This is a genomic window from Pseudomonas sp. P8_241, from assembly GCF_034008315.1.
Classification (GTDB): domain Bacteria; phylum Pseudomonadota; class Gammaproteobacteria; order Pseudomonadales; family Pseudomonadaceae; genus Aquipseudomonas.
This window is the reverse complement of sequence record NZ_CP125377.1, coordinates 77,782-102,302: the sequence shown is the minus strand read 5'-3', so window position 1 is coordinate 102,302 and position 24,521 is coordinate 77,782. Positions and strand designations below refer to the sequence as shown.

Genomic DNA, 24,521 nt, shown 5'->3' with positions numbered 1-24,521 from the left:
TGTCGGCCATCCGGCGTCAGGCTTTGGGTTGCAGATTAAAAAACACGGCGGGATCTGTGATTGCGCGCAATACGTAATCAATGGGGGCCAGATCGGTCAGTTCCTTCTGGCGTTCAGCACTTAACGTCGCCAAATGCTGATCGGCGATTTTCAGGTGTGCGGCGGTGAATTTTTCTTGCGCAGCTTCAGGTGTGGCGTAGTGAAAGTGCGCCAGCCACAGCGGCTGATCCTTGTTGGTGAGGTCGAGAATCCGGTACTCCTGGAAGTAATCCTTGCGTTGTTTGGTCCTGATCCGGCCTTGCTCATTCTTGACGATCCGCACCTGTTCGTTACTCAACATCCATTGCAGATACGCCTGTCTGGGTTTGCGCGCCTTGAGCATCATGGCGCGGGTCTTGATGCCCTCCTCACGTAGCCGGTTGGCATTGCCCCTGAGCATGGCAGGAAGGTTTGCGACACCGAGTTTGTTTGCGGGCTTGGCGAGGATGTGTTCGACCTCCCTGGCCATTTGCTCCATCCGGTTGGCTTGTATATCGAAGAGGTCCTGCATGTCCGCAGGAATTCGATGAGGTTTTTGCGCGTCTTTATGGGTTTTTTTGATGAAAGCACCAGCGTTCGCGTCCAGGTCCAACGCTTCGCTGACAATGTCTCTGTCGTCACGCTCCGACAATGGCGTGGGACGAGCCTTGATGGGCATGATCTCCTCAAACGCTTGATCTTCGGCGTTTGGCTCCTTTGGCTTGATGGATGCTCGAGACCGGCTTTTACTGATTTTTCCGGCCTGCCTTGAGGGGCCTGCAACGGCGGGCTTCGGGGTAGCAGGTTCGGGGAGTGTCAGGGTGCTGGGTAGCAGCCTGTCCAATTGAGTCTGGGCTAATGTCTTGAACTCGAGGATCAAGTTGCGCACCTGCTCCAACCCGGACGATTGAAGGTGTTCGGGGAAGTCGCCGGGTAGATCCTGCAAGCGTTGATCAGCATCGGCAAGGGTGTCGATCTGAGCACTCAAGCTATCAACGCGATTGTCGGTGGTTGTATCGACTTGAGTTGATTTCTGCAGCTTTGCCACGGTGCGGCTCGCGGTTGTCGCATCCACAATGACCTTCGCGATGGCATCGCGCGCCGGCTCCAGATCGACCTCAGCCGATTGCTTCAGACAAAGTTCGAACGAAATCGCAATTTCGTTAGCCTTCAAGTCCCACTCGGTAAATCCCGGAAGCAATTTCCTGAGCTTTGATACCTCAGAAAGGCCGAATTCGCCAACATCGAGGAGTCGATCCAGTGACGTGTGTGAGAGCTGAAGTCGAAGGACCATCTTGTTGCTCAACTCAATCGCCTTGGTGGCACTGTCGACGTAGGTTTGCGGCGTTGCGTTGACTTCGGGTTCCTGCGTCAGGACGTGAGTGATATCTGCATAAGTCTTTCGCTTGGCCACAAGCCACATGCAAATGTATTTGTGCAGTTCAGCCGTCAGGCGCACCAAGTCATAGACATAACCGCTGCTGCTCCCTCCTGCGTCGCGCCATTGTTGCAGTTGCTTGAGAACCTGTTCGTAATCGGTGATCTGTTGTTCAAGCAACGTGACGAATGAACCGTCTTTTTCCTCGTCGACTTTTTCAGGAACGCTGGTCAATTCCTCTTGGGCGGCGTCGAATGCGGTGCGTTTGTTCACCTCCAGCTCTTTGAACGCATGTATCGCGGCTTCCAGTTCCTTTTTTTGTTTTTCCTTTTCCTGGCGTCTGGCTTTCAACTTGCTTTTGAGGCTCTCCCCGCCAGCACCGCCGCGCAGCCGCAGGCGCAAGTCCAGATACCAGTTTCCCCCGAAATCATTAATCAACAGGGGGCCAGTGCGTTCCGGGTTGTCCGGGTAGGAAATTTTCACATCCCCGTCGTCATCTTCAACGACCTTGAACCAGCGCTCGCCGACTTGTGCGCACATGTTCTCACCCATTTGATAGAGGGGAGCGTTGCCGCGCTTGAGAACGACCCATTGTTTGCTTTCCAGATCCGGAGGAGTGGTTTTGATGCTGTCCAGGTAAATGCCCAATGCAGTGGGTGAACGACGTGGGACCGATCCGCCAACTTCAAGCGAGGAGTAGTGGTCGATTGGCAGTTCGCCAGCGAGGGGCGTATCGATAAGCTTCACATCAGGCAGGGCGGCTGGCTTAAGCACGGGCACGGTCTCGACCCAATCGCCGTGCTTTGATGCCGGCCTGACCTCTGTTTTACGTCTTGAGATCGCTCGATGAGCCAGCACCATTCCCACCATCAACAGCAGGTCACCCATCGCCGACCATTGGGCGGGCTTGTCGCCCCGCTCGTGTGCGTCCAGCGCTTGCTGAATATCGGCGAACGCCTGCCAGACCCAAACGGCAACACCCGCTGCACCGCTGAAGAAATTCGACGTGACGTTGAACACCGCCCAGCCGCTGTCGCGCAGCAGCGCCCAACGTCGTTGGGCGTTGGATTGTGATTGTCGATCAGCGAGTTCGGCCATTGCCTGGGCATTGCTTTTGAACAGGAAGGAAAACACGTCGCCAGTCAGTTCCCGTGGAGAAAGCCCTACCGGGCCAGCCCACGTGATCGATGTCCAGGGTTCGGCGAGCTCTTGGGTCGCCAACCAGGGTGAAGGCAGGCCGACGGGAAATGCGTACTGGGCGTATTTGAAACTCAAGGCGGTGTCGGATAGCCAGGCCAAAACTGAATCGCGAAGCTCTCCCGGCTGATGCAGGGCATAAATCAGGTTTTGCTCTGAAGGGAATTGCAGCAAAGGTTTTTCGAATAGCGGACGGTAAAGCAGGCACGGTGCGGCGCCAGGATCGCGTGCAGCGATGATGAACATATTGGTAACCGTATCACCGGTGTCACTGCCGCCATGCGTGAGGGTGAGGGGACGAATGACCACCGGCTTCTGATTGTCTGGTGTGGGTTCCAGCCACTCGCGAAGGGTGCGATAGCCTTGTTCATTGACGCCGCCAAGTTGACGAAGTTTGTGCTCAAGCGCCATGAGTGCAAGTGTTGCGCGCAGTTGCTGGATGAAGGCGCTTTCTTGCAGCGACGCTTGTGCTTTGTCCTCAATCAGCTTGCTCTTGATCAGCGTCGGGTATGCCTCACCGATATTGACTTGAGCTGCCTTGGCCGTCAGGTATTCGATAGTTAACCAGTCGGGAACCGGGTGTGCGTCCTGGAAACGCAGCGAGGCGAGGTAGGGCGCCTCATTTTCGAGCGCAAATTCGCCGAGGGTCTCGGTGTGCCTGTCGAGCAGGTTCGGGAGTGTCAAACCGCTTGCTTCGAAGCTGTTGGTGATGGTGATTTCGAGCTTGTCGAGGCGGAGCTCGGTTGACCTGTCCTTTTTGTCGGCCAGGATTGCTTCACACATTTTTTGCAGCGCAAAGTCAGCGATGGGCGGGATCTGGTAGAGCGCGCTGTCGGACAGCCTGAGCAGTTTACCCAGGGCTTTTATGGATTGGCTGTAGACATCCAGATCGGCAGCCGAGGCTTGGGATAACCAGTCAGGTATCGCCTTGTCGAGTTGGCTGTGCCCGGACGCTTCAGGTGTGCTTGCGTGCAGGTTTTTTTTCGATGGATTTCCCCCGGTGCTCGCGCTGAAGGTGTCAATTTGCGTACTGATCAGCGCCCAGGCCATATGGTCGAAAAAATCGCCATCAGGCTCGAACAAGCGCCATTGCATGTCGCGCCCCGCCAGTTCGTCTTCTATCCGTACCGGCAGCGAAGCGCCGAGTTTCTCCAGAGAATCGAACGATTCATAACCGCCTTCCACGGTGTACATCATCACCAGGTCGCGATCTTTGTATCGGCCTGTGATGACGGCCGCGCCGGCAATCATCAGATGCCGGGTGCCCTCGGTGTCTACAGTATCGATGTCGATCAGGCAGGCCCGGATATCTGCTGCGGTCCGATCATTGTGCTTTCTCTCCTGTTTATCGGGATCCAGGGACACGGCGCGGGCCACGTGGCATTGATCGCTGTCCCAGCCCTCGACGTCCTGCACGTTGAGCATCTTGCGCAGCGCGTCGGACAGTTCATGCCAGCGAGGTGCACTGCGCCCTTTGCCGTTCCAGAACGCCAGCTGGCGCTCGCCGAACAGAACGAACAACAGCGGAGCGTAGTCGTTGAGCAATGCGCCGATCTCTTCGATGCTGATGCTCAGGTGCACGACGGGCGAAATCAGTGGCAGGCGGGTCAGGAAGTGCTCGCCTTCGAGATAGTTGGCGGTGGATGAAGTAAAGAACTGCCGCACCAGTGCCTGGGTCAGCGTTTCGTACAGAATCGGCCCGGCACTCAATTCACCTTCCATGTACTGCCACTGCGGGGTGCCTATGAGTGTCTGGTCGGGGTCGAGGTCGCGGGTTGGAAAGCGTTCTTTCAGGGCCTGATGCAGCATTTGCGCCGCCACGTCGTTGACCGTAAGGACTTGGCTGGTTTCGTGGAGCGCCGTGCTTTTCTTCGGCAGTGGCGTGTTGACCGTCTCTTTCATTGTCATTTCCCTATGACGATGTGGGCGATGGGATCATCGCCTCGGGTCATCCACAGTAGGGGGACGCGCACCTGTCAGGGCGGTAACTATTTATCGGTCGTCTCGCCATTCACCCAGTAACTGTGGCGAGGGAGCAAGCGCCCTCGCCACGGGTTCGAGACCGCTTTGCTCATTGAGCGCTTTCAAATCCCTGCAGGACGTTCACGGCGTTGATGCCGATTTCTTCTACCGCGTAACCGCCCTCCATCACGAACAGCGTCGGTTTGCCGAGACCGGCGATGCGCTTGCCCATGGTCAGGTAATCCGGACTGTCGAGCTTGAACTGCGAGATCGGGTCGTCCTTGAAGGTGTCCACACCCAGGGAGACGACAATGATGTCGGCACCGTAGCTGTCGATCTCGTTGCAGGCTTGTTCCAACGCAGCGCTCCAGGTTTCCCAGCCTGAGCCGGCCGGCAATGGATAGTTGAAGTTGAAGCCTTCTCCCGGGCCTTCTCCCGGCTCGTCTTCATAGCCAAGGAAGAAAGGAAACTCGGCTTCCGGGTGGCCGTGGATCGAGGTAAACAGCACGTCGCTGCGCTCGTAGAAAATCGACTGCGTGCCGTTGCCGTGGTGGTAATCGACGTCGAGGATCGCGACTTTCTTGTGGCCCTGATCGAGGAACGCCTGGGCGGCGATGGCGGCGTTGTTGAGGTAGCAATAACCGCCCATCAAATCGCCGGCTGCGTGATGTCCCGGTGGACGGCACAGGGCGAATGCACTGCGTGCGCCGCCCTGGATCTCTGCCTGGGCGGTGAGGGCGACTTGTGCCGCGCTGTACGCCGCTTGCCAGGTTCCGGCCGTAATTGGTGCGCCGCCGTCGAAGCTGTAATAGCCGAGTTGGCCGTGCAGGCTGGTCGGTTTGACCTGTCGCAAACTACGGGCCGGCCAGGTGTACGGCAACAGGTCGCCGTCGGTGTTGAATTTGGTCCAGCGGGCCCAGGCACCCTTGAAGAAATCGAGGTAGTCGCGGCTATGAATGCGTTCGATAGGTCCGAGACCGAAATCCCTGGGCGCTTGCACCGGGCCCAGATGCTGGTTTTGCACCCTGGCCAATACATGGTCTGCGCGCGAAGGCATCTCGAAGCAGGGCTTGAGTTGCCCGTCTATCAATTCGCAACGGCCGTGGTGCAGGTGGTGATCGTCCGAGTAGATCGTCAGCATTTCTTGTTCTCCGCAGGCGGGTTCGATTGAACACAGTTTTGCGGCAAGGACAGTTTAGGAGAACGTCAGGAAAGGCCAAAAGGGGATCGATACGGCCAAAAAAACTGACCGAAATTCGCCCCCCTTACTTCTTGGGGCGCCACGAATTGGCGCATGTGAATTTAGGCAATAAAAACCGTCTGGGAACAATGAAATCTGCCTCAGAGGTTCGTAGCTTGCTCGAGCCTATATTTTGATAAAGTGCTTAATCAGCATCCTGGTCTGCATCGGAAAGCGTTCATTGCCCTGTCTGAAACGCACCGCGTTACCAATACAGCTATTTACCCGTATTGGCTGCAAGTATCAAAATCGTTTCCGATTAGTATGTCGCAAGCAGTAGAGCATTCCAGCACCGATACAGGAGCCTTCGCGCGGAAAATGAGCCTCAAGTGCGCCTCCTTGGCATAGCCTGTAAGCCTCTCCTCACCATCATGAAAAGTTTGGCACATTCTGAATGCTGCCTGGGAGTCAGCCTCGTTTGCGGCTTGTCTCAACCTTCAGCGATGCGCATCAACTCGACAGCTGACCATTTCACATCGCAGGCGAGCCCCTGAAGGTCGCGGCGCGGTTCTTGGTTTGGCTGAGTCATTGCGATTGCGCTATTTACCTTGCTGGCACTAATGGATCATTTTTCGGTCAGCGGCAACACGCTACTTCAGACCACTTTTTCCAAAGAAGTCGCGCAACTGGCAAGAATCCCTGGCCTTGAAGCGTTGACGAAAGCGCAGCGCCATAAAAATAGCATCAAGTGTCATATTTTAGTCGTCATTAATATGGCGAAAAGCTTGGCGCGCTAATGTGGCTCGGCTTCAGTAAATATATTGTCGCCATAAAGCTGACAACTAATTTCGCCTTACTATTGAATGACTGTGCTGCCGTTGTTTTGGCGCCATTAAGTCAAAATCATTATTTGTGGTTAATTTGTAATTGCTCTATTGCTTTGCTTTGTCTAAGTGCTCACCATGTGCCCCGACTTGGAGCTGCCGAAGAAGGGTTGCGTAGTTTCTGGAGTGCTGCACTTACTTCTCTATCGTCTGTCTTGTGCTTGCTAGTACCGTCGTTTGTTATGGCGGTCATTGGCTTTCGTGTGGGTTTCACAGAGATATTGAAGTTACTGAAGTTGATTTAATTTATATAGGGCGGCGTAAATGGCGCAGTCCTACTTGGTTACAGGTCGTGGATTAAAGTTGCCTGTAAATGGATATGGGAATGTTATAGGGACATTCCATGACCTTAAGTTGCAAGGAGCGTTCGTAGCATGCGAATCAGCATATTTGGTCTGGGTTACGTCGGCGCGGTATGTGCCGGATGCTTGTCGGCAAGAGGGCATGAGATCATCGGAGTCGATGTTCAGGCTCTCAAGATCGATATGATCAACAGTGGTAAATCGCCCATTGTCGAGCCGGGGCTGGGCGAGCTGCTGCAGCGAGGGGTCGCCAGCGGCAAGCTGCGCGGCACCCTGGATGTTCGCGAGGCCGTCCTCGAAACCGATATTTCCTTCCTCGCACCGCCGACGCCGAGCAAGCGCAACGGCGACCTCGATCTGTCCTACATCGAAGAAGTGTGCCGGCAGATCGGCCAGGTTCTACCGTTCAAGACCACCCGTCACACGGTGGTGGTACGCAGCACGGTGCTACCGGGCACTCTGCGCAATGTGGTGATTCCGACCCTGGAACAGTATTCCGGGCTCAAGGCCGGTGTGGACTTCGGTGTGGCGGTGAACCCCGAGTTCCTCCGCGAGAGCACCGCGATCAAGGACTACGACTTTCCGGCGATGACGGTGATCGGCGAGCTGGACAGCACCTCTGGCGACCTGCTGGAAGAGATCTACCGCGAGCTGGATGCGCCGGTCATCCGCAAGACGATCGAAGTCGCGGAGATGATCAAGTACACCTGCAACGTCTGGCACGCGGCCAAGGTCACCTTCGCCAACGAGATTGGCAACATCGCCAAGGCGGTCGGCGTCGACGGCCGTGAGGTGATGGAGGTGATCTGCCAGGATCGCAAGCTCAACCTGTCCAGTTACTACATGCGCCCGGGCTTCGCCTTCGGCGGCTCCTGCCTGCCCAAAGATGTGCGCGCTCTGAGCTACCGCGCCGGCCAGTTGGACGTCGAGTCGCCGCTGATCGATTCGCTGATGCGCAGCAACGCCGCGCAGGTGCGCAAAGCTTTCGACATCATCGCCAGTTACGACAAGCGCAAGGTTGCGCTGCTGGGGCTGTCATTCAAGGCCGGTACCGACGACCTGCGTGAAAGCCCGCTGGTGGAGCTGGCCGAGATGCTCATCGGCAAGGGCTTCGACCTCAGCATCTACGACAGCAACGTCGAGTATGCCCGTGTTCACGGCGCCAACCGCGACTATATCGAGTCGAAGATTCCCCATGTTTCGTCGTTGCTGCGCTCCAATTTCGACGAAGTGATCGCCAATGCCGACGTGATCGTCCTGGGTAACGGCGATGAAGCCTTCGCGCCCCTGGTAGAACGGGCTTTCGCCGACAAGCAGGTCTTCGACCTGGTGGGGTTTATGCGGCAGTCCAGCGGTGGCGGGTTAGAGGGTATCTGCTGGTAGAACCGTTGCAGTGATGCTCTTGGGGCGCCCTGGCAACAGGCACGGCGCTCCTGTTGCCATATTGTTGATAAGTCATACAGGTCCGAAACATGGATGTTTTTCAGAGTCGCCTGCGCACCGCCGCAGGGTGGTTACTGCTGGTAACCACGCTCATGGGGATGGCATTGCTGCTGCCGCGAAGCACATTCAACCCGGAGTCCGTCGATTTCATTCTTCTGCTGGGTGTTATTGGCATCTGGCGATATTCCATGGGCGCCGTGCATTTCGTGCGGGGGATGATTTTCCTCTATCTGGTGTTCCCCTGGTATCGGCGCAAAGTGCGGCAGCTTGGTGCGCAAGCGGCCCCATCCCACGTGTTCCTGCTGGTCACCAGCTTCCGCATCGAGGCGCTAACCACCGCTCAGGTCTACCAATCGGTGATCCGCGAGGCCATCGCCTGCGGCTACCCGACCACCGTGGTGTGTTCCATCGTTGAGCGCTCGGACGAGCTGTTGATCGAGAGCCTGTGGCGGCAGATGAACCCACCGGAGCGGGTCAGTCTGGACTTCGTGCGCATCGCCGGAACCGGCAAACGCGATGGCCTGGCCCACGGCTTTCGCGCCATTTCCCGGCACCTGCCCGACGACGATGCGGTGGTGGCGGTGATCGATGGCGATACCGTACTGGAGCAGGGCGTAGTGAAGAAAACCGTGCCTTGGTTCAAGCTTTTCCCCAATGTCGGTGGTCTGACCACCAACGAGTTCTGCGAGGTGCGCGGCAGCTACATCATGAGCGAGTGGCACAAGCTGCGCTTCGCCCAGCGCCACCTCAACATGTGCTCCATGGCGCTCTCCAAGCGTGTGCTGACCATGACCGGGCGCATGTCGGTATTCCGCACCAGCGTGGTGACCAATCCCGGCTTCATCGCTGACGTCGAGACCGACCATCTGGAACACTGGCGCCTCGGACGCTTCCGCTTCCTCACTGGCGACGACAAGTCCAGTTGGTACAGCCTGATGCGCCTGGGCTACGACACTTTCTATGTGCCGGACGCGTCCATCAACACAGTTGAGCACCCGCCGGAAAAGAGCTTCATCAAGGCCAGTCGCAAGCTGATGTTCCGCTGGTACGGCAACAACCTGCGGCAGAACTCCCGCGCCCTGGGCCTTGGCCCGAATCGTTTGGGTTGGTTCACCTGCCTGGTGCTGGCCGACCAGCGCGTATCCATGTGGACCAGCCTGCTGGGGCCCACCGTGGCGATCATTGCCAGCCTCAAGTACGGCTTCGCCTTCCTGATGGTGTACCTGCTGTGGATCGGCCTCACTCGCCTGGCGCTGACTCTGCTGCTGCTGGCCTCCGGGCACAAGGTGGGGCCGGCCTATCCGCTGATCCTCTATTACAACCAGATCATGGGCGCGCTGGTGAAGGTGTACGTCTTCTTCCGCCTCGACCGGCAATCCTGGACCCGCCAGAACACCAAGCTTAATCGCGACCTGGCCAGCTTTTCGCGCTGGTTCAACACCTGGTCTTCGCGCGCTATGACCTTCTCCGCGGGCAGCGTCTTTCTTGCCCTGCTGATGTTCGTGGTGTGATCGGCGAAAGGACCCAAATCCCTTGAAGCCAGGTTCAACTTACTAATTTGAAAGGAAAAAATTATGAGTGCAGTGATCAGCCCGGTGGGCAACGCCAATATGGTGCATGAGTCCGAGGCGCAGCGTCAGCATGCGCGCCTGAAGCTGCCGGCGAAGCTCCGGTTCCAAGGCCAACAGGGCGGCGTCCAGGAAGTCGAACTGGTAGACCTGTCCGCTGGCGGTTTCAGCTTCGAGCAGGGCAGCCAGTCGGTGGTCGAGGGCAAGCTCTATCGCGGCAAGCTGATGTTCAAAGTGGAGGGCATCGGCTTCGCCATGGATGTCGAATTCCAGGTGCGTTCCATTATCGGCGGCAAGCGCGTTGGCTGTGAATTTCACAACCTGCGTCCGCGCGAAATGTCGGCGCTGCGCTACATCATCAGTTCCTTGATCAGCGGCGAGCTGGTGAATGTCGGTGGCCTGATCAGCATTCTCCAGCGCGAGAACTTCACCAAGGCCCGTGGCGGCAAGGGGAATGAAAAGCTCAGCCTGCTCGGCCGCCTGCGCGCCATGGGTTTAACCCTGGTGATCCTGCTCGTTGGCCTGGGTGCCTTCGCCTACGTGCTGTACCAGTTCTATGACATCTACTTCGTCACCCACGCTGACTCGGCCCAGGTCAGCGTGCCCGGCGCGCAGGTCGCGATGCCGCGCGAAGGCACTGTGCAAAGCCTGGTCACCGTGGGTAGCACTGTCAGCAAGGGCGCACCGGTGGCCACCTTCACGGCGAACATGCTGGATGCCCTGAAGGGTGCCCTGCCGGAATCGGAGATGACCCCGGACAACCTTGAGCGCCTGTTCAACAAACGCTTCCAGGGCACCCTGACCAGCCCCTGTGACTGCAAAGTGGTCAGCCAACTGGTGGGTGATGGTCAGGTGGCGCCCAAGGGCACCCCGGTGTTCCTGCTGGCGCCGGTGGACAGCGTCGCCACCGTCGAAGCACGCTTCCCGTACCGCGCTTTCAACAAGCTGCAACCAGGCACCCCTCTGACCTTCCTGGTGGGTGGCGAAACCACCGAACGCGGCGGCCGGATCGACAGCATCGCCCTGCAGGACGGCGGCCTGGCTTCGGACATCCGCGTGCACATCCAGCCAGACGAGCCGCTTGCCAGCGATCTGGCCAAGCGTCCGGTGGACGTGCGCATTCGCCCGTTGAATGGCGTCTTCGCCAATAACAGCCTGAGCAGCCTGGTGTTCGGAAAATGAAGAGCACCGGACTAGCATGCGGGCTGCTGAGCTCGCTCAGCCTCGGTCTGCTGGCCGGTTGCGTGGCGTTGCCCGACCTGCAGCTGGCCAAGGCGTCCAAGGGCGGTGGTGACCTCGCGACCGCGGAACAGAATTACCGCGTCCTCGCCAGCCAGGGTTACGTCGAGGCCCAGATCGGCCTCGCCGACCTGCTGGTACGCAGTCCTTTGATTGAGCAACGGATGCAGGGCGAGACGCTGTACCGCCAGGCCTTCGATCGCTCTCCGTTGGCGCCAGCACGGCTGGGTAAATGGCTGGCGAGCAAGCCGCAGGCGAGTCCTGCCGAGCGCCTGGAGGCCGAGCAACTGCTGCGCCAGAGCCTGGCGGCCGGCGACAACAGCGCACTGCTGCCGCTGGTGCAGCTACAGCTGCAAGATCCGCAAAAGCTTGCCGACGGCAAGCTGGAACGCGAGCTGGAGCAATGGCAGGCGCAAGGCATCGGCGAAGCCCGGCTCGGCAAAGTGCTCCTGTACCGTGTGCGCGGCAACTACGAACAGAAGCTGGACGAGATCGAAGCCATCTGTGAGGGCTGGCTGGACCAGGCCAGTGAATGCTATGTCGAACTGGCCGAGGTCTTCCAGCGGCGTGGCAATAAAGACAGCCAGCAGCAGTTGCTGGCGCGGCTGGACTCGGCCTACCAGGCCGGCCTGGTGTCGCCTGAACGTGTGATGGGCGTTGCCAAGGTCCTGGCCGACAGCAGCCTGGGCGAAGCTGATCCAAAGGCTGCCCAGGTGCTCTACACGCGTATTGCGCCAGCCTACCCGGATGCCTGGTGCGGTTTGGCCGAGCTGGTCCTGCGCTTCCCCGACCAGGGGGATGCTGCCGTACTCACTGGATACCTGAACAAGGGCATCGAAGCTGGTTCCAGCCGCGCCGCGCTGATGCTCGGGCAGTTGTACCTCAAGGGCCAAGTCGTACCGGGCGATCCGCGGGCGGCGGAGCAGTACCTGCTACAGGCCGCGCCCGCCCACCTCAAGGCGCACCTGCTGCTGGGCCGGCTGTACCGGGATGGTGCGCTGGGCGACATCGAGCCGGAAAAGGCGCTGGAGCATCTGCTGATTGCCGCGCGTGCGGGCGACCCGAGCGCCAACATCGCGCTGGCCCAGCTGTTTGGCGAGGGCAAGGGCGTGCGGATCAACGCCGTCTACAGCTACACCTTCGCCACGCTCGCGTCGCGTCAGGGCGTGGCCCAGGGGCAGATCCTGATGGAGCGCCTGGCGCCGAGGCTGCAGGCGCAGGACTACCAGCAGGTGGAGAGCCTGCTGGCCCGTGAAATCGAGGCTCGCGGTGGCCAGCAGGTCACCGCCAGGAATCAAGCTGATCAAGCGCAGGAAGTGCTATGACTTCGAAATACCGTCCAGTCACCACGCTGGCCTGCATGGCCGGATTGCTGGCCAGCTCCGTCGTCCTGGGGGCGCAGCCGCAACCCGGCTTGTCTTATGGCGCCAATCTCAAACTCACCGCGCAGTCGATCGATGACCTCGATCTGGGTACCCGCGACGGTGGCGACTTCAATGGCGTCGGTCTCAGCGTGCGGCCCTGGGTCTACAACCGTCAGGGCGACTGGAGCGCCTTCGCGCTCGGCGAGGCGTTCCTCGCCACCGACACCATCGAGTCGGACACCAGCGAATCCGACACCTTCGACCCCAACGACGCCCGCGAGCGAGAGGACCAGTTCCTCGCCATGCACGAGTTCTGGGTCGACTATGGCGGTCTGAGCGCTTATCCGGGAGAGTCCTTGCGACTCGGTCGGCAGAAGATCCGCAGTGCCGACGGCCTGTGGTGGGACAGCAATATCGAAGCCTTGCGCTGGAATTTCGAGACAACCCTGCTCAGTGCCCACGTCGGCATTGCCGAACGTTTCAGTGACTACCGCACGGACCTGGATGAACTGGCGCCCGAGGACGAGGATCGCCTGCACCTGCTCGCCGACCTGTCCTGGCAGTGGCAGCCGGGTCACTGGGCCGGAGTGAAGCTCCATCACAGCGATGATGGCGGCAACCTGCCGGGGGTGGGTGAGTCGGTGGACCAGATGAGCAAGACCACGACCGGCGACCTCACCTGGTTGGGGGCTGAACTCAATGGCGATTTCTACAACGAGCGCAGCAACCTGCCGCTCAATTACTGGGTCGCCGCCACGTGGCTGACCGGTAATGTCGACACCTTGCGCACCAACACCGTCAACGGCCGGCGCCAGGCCAACGGCCAGGTCAGCCAGGATGTCGATGCCTGGGCGGTCGACCTTGGCCTGCGCTGGAACATCGACCAGAACTGGCGCGTCGGTACCACCTACATGCGTGCCAGCGGCGGCTCTGACGGCGACGACTCCGAGCAGTTCCAACAGACCGGGCTGGAGAGCAACCGCTCCAAATTCACCGGCACCGGGAGTGCCATCAACCGCTTCGGCGAAGCCTATCGCGGTGAGATGAACAACCTGCAGGCGGCCAGCGTGTTCAGCGGCTGGCAGTTGGCCGAGGACTACGACGCCAGCCTTGTCTACCACCGCTTCTGGCGGGTGGATGACCAGGCCGACAGCAGCAGCGGCCTGAAGGCCCAGTTGGTGCCTGGCGAGAAGGATATCGGGCAAGAAGTCGACCTGGTGGTGACGCGCTACCTGAACCGCGGGCAGATCCCGGCCGGGATGGAGTGGTTGAAGGCATCCTCCGCGCTGGTCCGCTTCCGGGGCGGGCTGTTCTTTCCGGGCGATGCCTTCGGCAAAGGCACGGATTCGAGTATGCACCGCGCATTCGTTGATTTTGTCTGGCGCTACTGAATGCCGCCTGCCGAGCTGACCATGGAGTTGGACGCTATGTATTTACACACAAGAAACAGGCACCGCTGGGTCGCCGGCGTGGTCCTCGCGGGTAGCCTCGCGTGGGCGGCCGTGGCACCGGCCGGGGAAGGCGCCGCAGCCGCTTACAAGGTGTCGAGCATCCCCGCAGAGTCGCTGCTGATCGAGCCGCCGAAGCTGCCCGATCTGTCGCCCTATACTGCCGAGGCGGCCAATGCCCGGATCGTACGCAAACCCACTGGCAACGTGGTGCTCAAGCGCATGATCGGCCCGAACCAATTGGTGGAGTTCACCGGTGGCGACGAGCGTCTGCGTGAGTGGGTGAAGCGCCAGGGTGAAATGCCCCAGGCGATTTTCATCGAGGGTGGCTATGTCACGTTGAAAGATCTCGCCCGCAGCCTGCCGAAGAAGTATTTCGAGGAGACCGAGCCGGGTATCTACATCGCTCGCCTGCCGATCGTCGTCAGTCAAGGCGCGACCCTGCACGTCGGCGCCGAAACCCGCGACTTGCGCCTATCCAGCGAGCGCGGCGCGTTCCTGATCAACGACGGCAAGCTGTTCATCATGTACACCCGCCTTACTGCCTGGAGCGAGACGGAAAACCAGCAGGACTGGTTCAAGAAGAAGGGCAAGTTCCGCCCCTTCCTCAACGCTTGGGGCGGTACCGAGACCTATATCGTCAACTCGGTGGTATCGAGTCTTGGCTACACCGCGAGCAAGTCCTATGGCGTATCCATCTCCCAGTACAGCCCGGCGATGCATCCGACCATGCAGCGCGACCATCCCAGCGGCTGGCTGATTGACTCGATGTTCGACGACATGTGGTACGGCTTCTACTGCTACGAAGCCTATGACGTGGTACTCAAGGGCAATACCTACCGCAACAACCTCGTCTACGGTATCGATCCGCACGACCGCTCGCGGCGCTTGATCATCGCCGAGAACACCGCCTATGGCACCCGCGAGAAGCACGGCATCATCGTCTCCCGCGAGGTGAATGACAGCTGGATCTTCAACAACCGCTCCTACGAGAACACCCTCTCCGGGATCGTGGTCGACCGCTCAAGCGTCAATAACGTGCTGGCCAACAACGAGGTTTATCGCAACGGCTCCGATGGCATCACCATCTACGAGAGCGGCGACAACCTGTTGTGGGGCAACCGGGCGTTCAACAACGCGCGCCACGGTATTCGTGTGCGCAACAGCGCCAATATCGGGCTCTATGAAAACCTCGCGGTGGCCAACGGCCTGCTCGGCATCTACGGGCACGTCAAGGACCTCGTCGGCACGCCCCGCGACCTGATACTCGACCCCTTCGACATGAACCTCTCCCTGACCGTGGTTGGCGGTCGCCTGATCGGTAACGAATCGGGCGCCATCTCCGTCGTGTCGCCGCAAAGCGTGAAGCTCTACGGTGTGGAAATGCTGATGCCGACCCAGCCCAGCGGCATCGGCATATTCGGTGCACTTGCCAAGGAGCAGAGCCGAATCATCGACCTGATGGTGCGACAGAAGCAGGCCGTGCTGGTCCTGCCGCTCGATAAGTTGGCGCAACTTCAAGTGAGTGACAAACAATGAAACGGAGTTCAATGGGCCGCTTTGTCCAAGGGTGGCTGGCGTGCGCCTCTATTGCGACGCTTTTCACCAGTTCCCTGAGCCTGGCTGCCGATGCGCCCGAATACGAGATCGAGCGCTGCTGCCAGATCTGCCCGCAGGCGCTGCAGGACAGCAGCTACACCGGTGATCTGGGCGATTTCAGCCAACTGGTGCAGGGGCACGAGGATTGGCTTTTCCGCAGCAAGATCGACTTCATGACCAACATCGGCACCACGCCCGAGGGTTTCAAACTGCTCCAGGATCTGCGTGATGCGCTGAAAGCCAAGGGCGTGGAACTGGTGATGGTCTACCTGCCGCCGCGTGGCCTGCTCGTCACTGAGATGCTCAACCCGCAGGAGCGCAGCAGCTTCAATGCCGAACTGTCGCGCAGTAATTACCTGGCTACCATCGAGCGCCTGCGCAGCCTGGGTATACGCGTGCCGGACCTCTCCGCACTGCTGGACCTGCCGGCCGAAGTGCGCAGCAAATTCTTCTTCAAGCGCGATAACCACTGGACGCCGCAAGGCGCTGAGCTGACCGCGCAGTTGCTGGCCGCCGAGATTGGTAAGTCGGGGGTCTTCAAGGGGATTGCGCGCAAGGAATTTGCCACGCGCACGGAAGGCAACCTGTACAAGGCCGGCTCACTCAACCAGGCATTCGGCAAGATCTGTGGCAATGGTTACGCCAATGAGTATTTCACGCGCGCAGTGACGGAGCCTAAAGAAGAGAGCAATGAGCTGTTTGGCGATACCGAACGGCCCGATGTGGTGCTGGTCGGCACCAGTTTCAGTTCCGCACAGTACAACTTCGACGGCTTTCTCAAACAGTACGCCAACGTCGACGTGGATAACCGCTCGGTGACAGGCGGTGGCTTCCACAGTGCCATGCTGCAGTACCTCGGCACCCAGGACTTCCAGGACAAACCGCCGAAGGTACTGATCTGGGAGGTCAACAGCTATTACGACCTGGCCATGGCGACTTTCTATCGCCAGGCCATGCCCCTGCTAAATAACGGTTGCCGGGACGTAACGGCGGACATAGACCAGAAGCTGACCCTGCGGCCAGGCAAGAACGAGGTGCTGGTCAACACTGGGGTCAAACCGATCCACAGCGAGGACGCCGTCGTCGAGATTCAGTTCAGCAAGCCCGCGATCAGCGATTTGCGCAGTACCGTCTGGTACATGAGCGGCTCGAGGGAAAACCTGTTGATCAGTCGGTCGCGGGAAGTCGAGTCGAACGGCCGCTTTGTTTTCCGCTTGCGTGAGGACGCCGAGTGGGCTGGGCAGACGCTGCTGTCCCTGGAGATCGATATGCCAGCAGACATGCCCCCGGGACTGCAGGTCGAGGCGAAGATCTGCCGCAGGGCGGACAAACCCGCCAGCGTGATGCAAGCCAAGGCCGATTGACCGGATGGAGCCATGCGCCTGGCGCATGGGCTCCTTAGGGCAACGATGATCATTCAAAAGGAGATTGAGAGCGTGGTTTTTTCTTCCAACGTGTTCCTGTTCCTGTTCCTGCCGATTTTCCTCGGCTTGTACTACCTGGTCGGAACGCGCTATCGAAACCTGCTGTTGCTGGTCGCTAGCTACATCTTCTATGCCTGGTGGCGCATCGACTTTCTGGTGCTGTTCGCTGTCGTGACAGTGTTCAACTACTGGATTGGACTGCGCATCGGCGCGGCTGGAGTGCGCACGAAAACTGCGCAGAAATGGTTGCTCCTCGGTGTGGTGGTCGACCTCGGCGTACTCGGCTATTTCAAGTACGCCAATTTCGGCGTCGACAGCCTCAACGCCATCATCACCTCGTTCGGCATGGAGCCCTTCGTGCTCACGCACATCCTGCTGCCGATCGGGATCTCTTTCTACATCTTCGAGTCCATCAGCTACATCATCGACGTCTACCGCGGCGACACCCCAGCCACCCATAACCTGGTGGACTTCGCCGCTTTTGTGGCGATCTTCCCGCATCTGATTGCCGGCCCGGTACTGCGTTTCCGCGACCTGGTGGACCAGTTCAACCACCGTACCCACACTGTGGACAAGTTCGCCGAGGGCTGTACGCGCTTCATGCAAGGCTTCATCAAGAAGGTCTTCATCGCAGACAGCATCGCGCCCATCGCCGACCATTGCTTCGCACTTTCCGACCCCACCACGGGCGACGCCTGGCTTGGTGCGCTGGCCTATACCGCGCAACTGTATTTCGACTTTTCCGGCTACAGCGACATGGCCATCGGCCTGGGCCTGATGATGGGCTTCCGCTTCATGGAAAACTTCAAGCAGCCGTACATCAGCCAGTCCATTACCGAGTTCTGGCGACGCTGGCACATCAGCCTCTCCACCTGGCTGCGCGACTACCTGTACATCAGCCTGGGCGGCAACCGCGGAACCTCCTTCCAGACCTACCGTAACCTGTTCCTGACCATGCTGTTGGGTGGTCTGTGGCATGGCGCCAACTTCACTTACATTCTCTGGGGCGCCTGGCACGGCGCCTGGTTGGCCATTGAGCGTTCCTTGGGCGTGAACGCCGCGCCACGCGTGCTCAACCCGCTGAGGTGGGTCTTCACCTTCATGCTGGTGGTGATCGGCTGGGTGATTTTTCGCGCCGAGAACCTCGACGTCGCCTGGCGCATGTACGCTGCCATGTTCAGCTTCGCCGACTTCCGGCTCTCGGAGCTCTACCGCGCTCAGCTCACCAGCCTGCAGATCGCCACCCTGGTGCTGGCCTATGTCGTGCTGGCCATCTTCGGCATCCGTCAGTTCTACAGCCAGCCGCTGGCCGCAGGACCCAAGGCCAGCGCCCGTGAAGACGACGGCATCATGATCAACGCCAACGGCCGAGCCGCCGTGGCGCGCCTGCGGATAGGCGCCGTGGCCTTCCACGCTGCCGTGCTCCTGCTGTTCACCGTCTCGGTGCTGAAGCTCTCGGCGCAAAGCTTCTCGCCCTTCCTTTACTTCCAGTTCTGAGGGGAATCGACTATGAACAGAACCCTGAACCTGCTCTACAGCCTGATCTTCTGCAGCCTGTTGCTGGTGCTCTGCCTATGGTCCCTACGCGCGGTATTCGGCTTCTCCACAGCCAGTGAAACCAGCGTGCTGGACGGCAAACTGGCGCTGGCCTTCGAGAAGCACTACGACGCCGAGTTCCCGGTCAAGCAACTGGGCACCAATCTCTGGGCGCTGGCGGGCTACAGGCTTTTCGGCGAAGGCCGCCAGGGCGTGATCATCGGCCAGGACGGCTGGCTGTTCTCGGACGAGGAGTTCAAGCCGGCGAGCAAACCTGATCAGTTGCAGGACAACTGGCGGTTGGTGAATGCCGTACGGGCGGAACTCGAGCGTCGAGGAGTGACGCTGGTGCTGGCGCTCCTGCCAGCCAAGGCTCGACTCTATCCGGAGCATCTGGATGACGAGCTACCCGCGCTGGCTCAGCAGCGCCTGTACCCGAAGGTCCTGGACATGATGCGCCAAGCCGGGTTGGACGGGCCGAATCTGTTGCCTGCCCTGCAGCAGGCGAAGGCGCAGGGGCCGGTGTTTCTGCGTACCGACAGCCACTGGACCCCCTTCGGCGCAGAGGTCGCGGCCAGGAGTCTGGCCGAGCATCTGGCGCGGCAGGGTATTTGGCAGCATGGCGACCAGACCTTCGTCACCGAGGCTGTCGCCAGCAGGGAGCACAAAGGCGACCTGCTGAGCTTCCTGCCCCTTGAACCGTACTTCGCCGACCTGCAACCACCGGCCGAGCGCCTGCGCCCGCGCCTGACCCGGGCCGCCGAGGGACAGGAGGCGAGCGCCGAGGATGAGCTGTTCGTCGACGCCCTGCCATCGATCGCGCTGGTCGGGACCAGCTACAGCGCCAACCCGGACTGGAACTTCGCCGGTGCTCTGAAACAGGCCCTGGGCAGCGACCTGGTCAATTACGCCGAGGAGGGCAAGGGCCCACTGGTGCCCATGCTGAACCTGCTGCAGCAGGGGGATAAAGAGCTCGCCGGGCTGCGCCTGGTGATCTGGGAGTTCCCCGAGCGCTATCTGATGCTACCAAGCGACCTGTCCGGATTCGACGCGGCCTGGCTCGCCCGGCTGCACAACGGCGAGGAACCGGTCAGCCGCGCGCTGCGCACCGCCACCTCCACCTCCACTGAGCCCATCCTGCAATTCTAGGAGCACCTGTATGTCCCTTTTTTCCTCGATGTCCTACACCCTGCGCTTGGGCAGCCTGCTGCTTGGCCTGTCCGCCCCGTGGGTGATGGCTGACGAAGCGGCGCTCTACGGTCCGGCGGCACCGTACGGCTCGGCCTTCGTGCGCGGCTTCAACGCTGCAAACAGCAGTTTTGACGCCAACCTCGGCCCTGTCCGCATCAATGACCTGGGCGCCAAAAGCAGCAGCGATTTCGCCTTCCTGCCGGCCGGTAGTTACACCGTCGGTGCAGATGGCAAGAGCCTGGCGGTGAAGCTCGACGCCGAGCGCTACTACACACTGGTGCAGATGCCGGATGGGGCGCTGGAGCTGGTGGATGAGCCGCCGTTCAAGAATCGCCAGAAGTCCCTGCTGCGCCTGCAGAATCTATCCGACACCGCCCTGTCGATTAAAACCGCCGACGGCCGTACCGAGGTCATCCACCCGGTCTCGGCTAATGCCCGTGGCGAGCGCGAGATCAACCCGGTCAAGGTGCGCCTGACGCTGTTCGCTGGCGACCGCAAGATTCGTGACCTCGACCCGCTGGTGCTGGAGCGTGGCGAAGTGGTCAGCCTGTTCGTCACCGGTTCCGCCGACAAGCTGTCTCCGGCCTGGGTCAAGCGTCCGGTTGCGACCAACTGAGGAATGGCTATGAAACCCTGGCAGATTTGTTCGCGGATGGCGCTCACCGGCCTGGCCCTGTTGCTGGCCGGCGGCTGCAGCAAGCCCCTGGAACGCAACGCCGGCGCCAGCCTGGTGCCGCCCAGCGGCTTCTACCTGGCCGCTCCGTCCCCCAAGGACAAGGTGGCGGATTGTCCCGAGGCACCCGCGCCCTATTCGGGCGACCTGCTGTTCCCGAGCAAATACGAAGGTTCGGACTCGGCCAGGGACAAGCTCAACCCGCAGGCCGCAGCGCGCTACAAGCGGCTGACCGGTGATGTGCGTACGCTGGAAAGCGGCGTGAGCAAACTGGTCGGCAAGTATCTCGAGGATGGTCGTCAGGAATACGCCGACTGCGCCTTGACCTGGTTGAACACATGGGCCGAAGCCGACGCGCTGCTCAGCCGAACCTACAACCACACCGGCAAGTCGGTGCGCAAATGGGCGCTGGGCAGCCTGTCTTCCGCCTATTTGCGGCTGCAGTTCTCCGGCTCCGAACCCTTGCGTGGGCATGAGGCCGAAACTCGCGCCATCGAGCAGTGGTTCGCCCGGCTCGCCGACCAGGTGGTGCACGACTGGAACGAGCAACCGCGCGAGCGGCGCAACAACCACCAGTACTGGGCTGCCTGGGCGGTGATGGCAAGCGCCGTGGTGCTCGACCGCCAGGACCTGTTCGACTGGGCGGTCGAGCAGTACCGTCATGGCATGGAGCAGGTCGACGCCGAGGGCTACCTGCCGCTGGAGCTGTCCCGGCACACCCGGGCGCTTGCCTACCACAACTACAGCCTGGGGCCGCTGGTGATGATCGCGGCATTCGCCGAGGCCAACGGGCTGGATCTGCGTGGCGACAACGGTGGTGCCCTGCAGCGGCTCGCCCAGCGGGTCGAAAAGGGCGTGCACAACCCGCGCCTTTTCGAGGCCCGGTCCGGCTACCCGCAGGAGCTGGAGGACTTGCAGGAGGACGGCAAGTTCGCCTGGCTGGAACCCTACTGTGCACTTTATCGCTGCTCGGCCGAGACCGACGCCTGGCGACGCTCCCTGGAGCCCCTGGAGACCTATCGGTTAGGAGGGGATGTCACCCAGTTGTTCAATCCTTGATCGCATCGATGCATTCACTCTCCCGGTAGTCCGAGGCAGGGCCTCGGCGGGGACAAGTATTTTTTTGAAATGGAACTTTAATGAGGCTTCTCCCATGATTCCGGTAATTCTTTCTGGTGGTAGTGGTTCGCGCTTGTGGCCCCTTTCGCGCAAGCAGTATCCAAAGCAGTTCCTCGCCCTGACCAGCGAGCTTTCGCTATTCCAGCAGACCCTGCAGCGCCTGGACTTCGAAGGCATGCAGAGCCCGCTGATCGTGTGCAACCATGAGCACCGCTTTATCGTCAACGAGCAACTGGAGCGGATCGGCGTCGAGGGGCACTCGACACTGCTCGAACCCTTCGGTCGCAATACCGCGCCGGCCGTGGCTATGGCCGCCTTGCAACTGCTGGCCGACGGCCGCGACGAACTGATGCTGGTGCTGCCGGCTGACCATGTGATCGAGGACCAACTGGCGCTGCGCGAGGCACTGGAAGTGGCGCGCGCGGTGGCCGAGGAAGGGGAGATGGTGTTGTTCGGCATCCCGGTCAAACGTCCCGAGACCGGCTTCGGCTACATCAAGGCGACCCGCGCAGGTGACGGCGACGGCATGCATCCCGGCGTCTACCGGGTCAGCCAATTCGTCGAGAAGCCCAATGCAGAACTGGCCCGCGAGCTCGTCCGCACGGGCGGCTATTACTGGAACAGCGGCATGTTCCTGTTCCGTGCCAGCCGTTATCTGGACGAGTTGCTCAAGCATGCGCCGGGCATCTACGACGCTTGTGCGCTGGCCCTGGAGCGTAGCCACCGCTGCGGCAATGTCATGACCATCGATACCAACACCTTCGAGTGTTGCCCGGACAACTCCATCGACTACGCGGTGATGGAGAAGACCTCCCGGGCCTGCGTGGTGCCGCTCGCCGCTGGCTGGAGTGACGTGGGCAACTGGTCCTCTCTGTGGGACGTGCATGAGAAGGACCAGGCCGGCAACGTGCTCAAGGGCGATGTGCTGACCCACGACAGCCGCAACAGCTTCGTACACAGCAGCAGCAAGCTGGTGGCCTTGGTCGGTGTGGACGATCTGGTGGTAGTAGAAACCAAGGATGCGGTGATGATCGCCCACAAGAATTCGGTTCAGGACGTCAAAGCACTGGTCAACCGCCTGGATCTGAAGGGCCGCTCGGAAACCCAGAGCCATTGTGCGGTCAATCGACCTTGGGGCTGCTACGACTCGGTGGACAACGGTATTCGCCATCAGGTCAAGCGCATCACCGTGAAGCCCGGCGCGCAGCTGTCGCTGCAGATGCACCACCACCGCGCAGAGCACTGGATCGTTGTGTCCGGCATCGCCCAGGTGACGTGTGACGATAAGGTGTTCCTGCTGGCCGAAAACCAGTCCACCTACATCCCGATCGCCTCGGTGCACCGCCTGGCCAACCCTGGAAAAATCCCCCTGGAGATCATCGAGGTGCAGTCCGGCAGCTACCTGGGTGAGGACGACATCGAGCGCCTGGAGGATATCTATGGTCGGACCGGCGAGGCGCTGCTGGCACCCCAACTGGTCGTCGGCGTTTGAGCCAAAGTACCCGCATCAGCCGGTGGGTCCACGCACGCCGCCTCCTTGGCTGATTACCGATGCACGTCAGGTGCTGCTCAATGCAGCGCTTGAACGTTGCATTGCCACTGGCGCAGGTGCTGGGCTGGTTGTGGCAGCACAGTGGGCGCGCTTCAAGTCGTTGCGCTGCCATTCGCAGCCAGCCTTGCAAGATGTCGGCATCGGCCAACTGGAACGGGTCGGGATGCTGGCGCCTCTTGGCACAGTGCTATCACCCTGCGCATACTCAGGACGTGTCCGGGTGTGCTGTCCCCGTTTCAGTTTTATACATCGATGACAAGGAAGTTTACCGTTGTTAAAAAAGAAAATATTGTCCGCTTTGATCTTGGCCGGTGCGTCAGTCTTTACAGTGTTCAACTTTTTCATCCTGTTTTTTTCTGGATGTAAGTCATCCATTCGGCGATCAGGTCGCCTGATCGGCGAGCGCGAACTTATGTGCGACGGTTGTGGCTGAGCAGTCGTTAAGGGCTAATCCTGGAAGACTTGGAACTTGATGATTTAAGGAATTCGATTGCTTGTCAGCGTTAAATATGGAGTTGAAAAGTCAGTATGGATACCGAGCACTTTGTACAAGTTATTGCTATCGCTAGCGGTAAGGGCGGCGTAGGCAAAACTACTGTGGCTGTGAATCTGGCATTGGCGCTAGCGGAGCTTGGGCGCCGAGTCGTTTTGCTGGATTCAAATCTTGAGTTCCCGAATGTCGACGTCCAATTGGGGCTTGTGCCACGGTATACGCTTGTCGATCTAATCGAAGGCCGCTGTGAATTGTCCGATACCCTGATGGAAGGACCGGGAGGCGTGCGCGTAGTCGCATCTGGTTCAGGTGTCCCGAGTATGGTGCGCCTGTCGCCGGCTCAGCATTCAGGCCTGATACAGGCATTCAGCGAGATAGCGGACAGCCTGGACGTGCTGGTGATCGACACCGCCACGGGTATTGGCGAATCGGTAGTCAGCTTCATTCGAGCTGCCCATGAAGTCTTGGTGATTGTATGCGATGAGCCGACTTCCATCTCCGGTGCTTACGCTTTGATCAAAGTACTTAATCATGAGCACGGGATGAAACGCTTCAGGGTTTTGGTCAACATGGAAATTAACCCTCTGGAAGGGCTGAGTTTGTTTGCCAAGCTTATTAAACTCACGGACCACTTCCTGGATGTTTTCCTGGAGTATGCGGGAGCAATTCCTTACGACGAATATGTACGTAATGCCGCGCAGACACGGCGGGCGGTTTACGAGAGACATCCGCGATGCAAATGCAGTAAAGCCTTTCAGGAGGTTGCGCTCAAGGCTGACGCTTGGCCATTGCTGGGCGCTCCAAGAGGGCATGTAGAGTTTTTTGTCGAGCGACTTGTCAGCAACTCAAAAAGGTAATAACTCTCTGGTGCTTCGTGTGATCACTCGGGCGTCATCATCACCGCGAGCGTCATCTTGATAATCCTCATTGCGGTCGATTGTGTCCAGGGCG

The 24,521-nt window shown here is 59.9% G+C and carries 15 protein-coding genes and 1 pseudogene; 13 read left to right on the top strand and 3 right to left on the bottom strand.

Translation table 11 applies throughout. From position 1 onward, the window contains the following. Positions 1–16: 16 nt before the first annotated feature. From QMK58_RS00465 to QMK58_RS00455, 3 genes and pseudogenes are all read right to left on the bottom strand, one after another. The gene (locus QMK58_RS00465) at positions 17–4,495 is read right to left on the bottom strand and encodes a dermonecrotic toxin domain-containing protein (protein WP_320395745.1); all 4,479 of its coding nucleotides are present in this window, start codon (positions 4,493–4,495) and stop codon (positions 17–19) included. 169 nt (positions 4,496–4,664) lie between these two features. Next, entirely contained in the window at positions 4,665–5,696 is a 1,032-nt protein-coding gene (locus QMK58_RS00460) for a histone deacetylase family protein (RefSeq protein WP_053163969.1), read from the bottom strand. Between the two features lie 401 nt (positions 5,697–6,097). Next, positions 6,098–6,330 (bottom strand): annotated as a pseudogene (locus QMK58_RS00455) (hypothetical protein); the annotation flags it as partial. A gap of 663 nt (positions 6,331–6,993) precedes the next feature. Between QMK58_RS00455 and QMK58_RS00450 the strand changes: the two are divergent. The 13 genes from QMK58_RS00450 (at position 6,994) to QMK58_RS00390 (ending at position 24,427) form a co-directional block, all read left to right on the top strand. Next, positions 6,994–8,304 (top strand): nucleotide sugar dehydrogenase, encoded by a 1,311-nt coding sequence (locus QMK58_RS00450; RefSeq protein ID WP_053163967.1) that lies wholly within the window; start codon positions 6,994–6,996, stop codon positions 8,302–8,304. An 89-nt stretch (positions 8,305–8,393) separates the two neighbouring features. Further along, entirely contained in the window at positions 8,394–9,875 is a 1,482-nt protein-coding gene (locus tag QMK58_RS00445; RefSeq protein WP_053163964.1) for a glycosyltransferase family 2 protein, read from the top strand. A 63-nt stretch (positions 9,876–9,938) separates the two neighbouring features. Continuing rightward, positions 9,939–11,114, top strand: a complete 1,176-nt coding sequence (locus QMK58_RS00440) for a PilZ domain-containing protein (protein ID WP_305729003.1) — start codon at positions 9,939–9,941, stop codon at positions 11,112–11,114. Next, positions 11,111–12,496 (top strand): alginate biosynthesis protein AlgK, encoded by a 1,386-nt coding sequence (locus QMK58_RS00435; RefSeq protein WP_320395744.1) that lies wholly within the window; start codon positions 11,111–11,113, stop codon positions 12,494–12,496. The genes QMK58_RS00440 and QMK58_RS00435 overlap by 4 nt, the downstream gene beginning before the upstream one ends. Then, entirely contained in the window at positions 12,493–13,926 is a 1,434-nt protein-coding gene (locus tag QMK58_RS00430; protein WP_218274097.1) for an alginate export family protein, read from the top strand. Before QMK58_RS00435 ends, QMK58_RS00430 begins: the two co-directional genes overlap by 4 nt. Positions 13,927–13,962: 36 nt before the next feature. Continuing rightward, positions 13,963–15,522, top strand: a complete 1,560-nt coding sequence (gene algG, locus QMK58_RS00425; RefSeq protein ID WP_320395743.1) for a mannuronan 5-epimerase AlgG — start codon at positions 13,963–13,965, stop codon at positions 15,520–15,522. A gap of 11 nt (positions 15,523–15,533) precedes the next feature. Beyond that, positions 15,534–16,946, top strand: coding sequence for an alginate O-acetyltransferase (locus tag QMK58_RS00420; RefSeq protein WP_053163959.1), 1,413 nt, complete (start codon positions 15,534–15,536; stop codon positions 16,944–16,946). 72 nt (positions 16,947–17,018) lie between these two features. Further along, positions 17,019–18,503 (top strand): MBOAT family O-acyltransferase, encoded by a 1,485-nt coding sequence (locus QMK58_RS00415; protein ID WP_053164121.1) that lies wholly within the window; start codon positions 17,019–17,021, stop codon positions 18,501–18,503. Between the two features lie 12 nt (positions 18,504–18,515). Next, complete coding sequence (locus QMK58_RS00410) at positions 18,516–19,691, top strand: alginate O-acetyltransferase (protein WP_320395742.1); 1,176 nt, start codon at positions 18,516–18,518, stop codon at positions 19,689–19,691. A gap of 10 nt (positions 19,692–19,701) precedes the next feature. Then, positions 19,702–20,349 (top strand): alginate O-acetyltransferase AlgF, encoded by a 648-nt coding sequence (locus QMK58_RS00405; protein ID WP_053163955.1) that lies wholly within the window; start codon positions 19,702–19,704, stop codon positions 20,347–20,349. 9 nt (positions 20,350–20,358) lie between these two features. Further along, a complete protein-coding gene (locus tag QMK58_RS00400) occupies positions 20,359–21,465 on the top strand; it encodes a mannuronate-specific alginate lyase (RefSeq protein ID WP_053163952.1) in 1,107 nt (368 codons plus the stop codon). A gap of 94 nt (positions 21,466–21,559) precedes the next feature. Continuing rightward, a complete protein-coding gene (locus tag QMK58_RS00395; RefSeq protein WP_053163951.1) occupies positions 21,560–23,017 on the top strand; it encodes a mannose-1-phosphate guanylyltransferase/mannose-6-phosphate isomerase in 1,458 nt (485 codons plus the stop codon). A 588-nt stretch (positions 23,018–23,605) separates the two neighbouring features. Continuing rightward, a complete protein-coding gene (locus QMK58_RS00390) occupies positions 23,606–24,427 on the top strand; it encodes a MinD/ParA family protein (RefSeq protein ID WP_053163949.1) in 822 nt (273 codons plus the stop codon). The last annotated feature ends 94 nt before the right edge of the window (positions 24,428–24,521 follow it).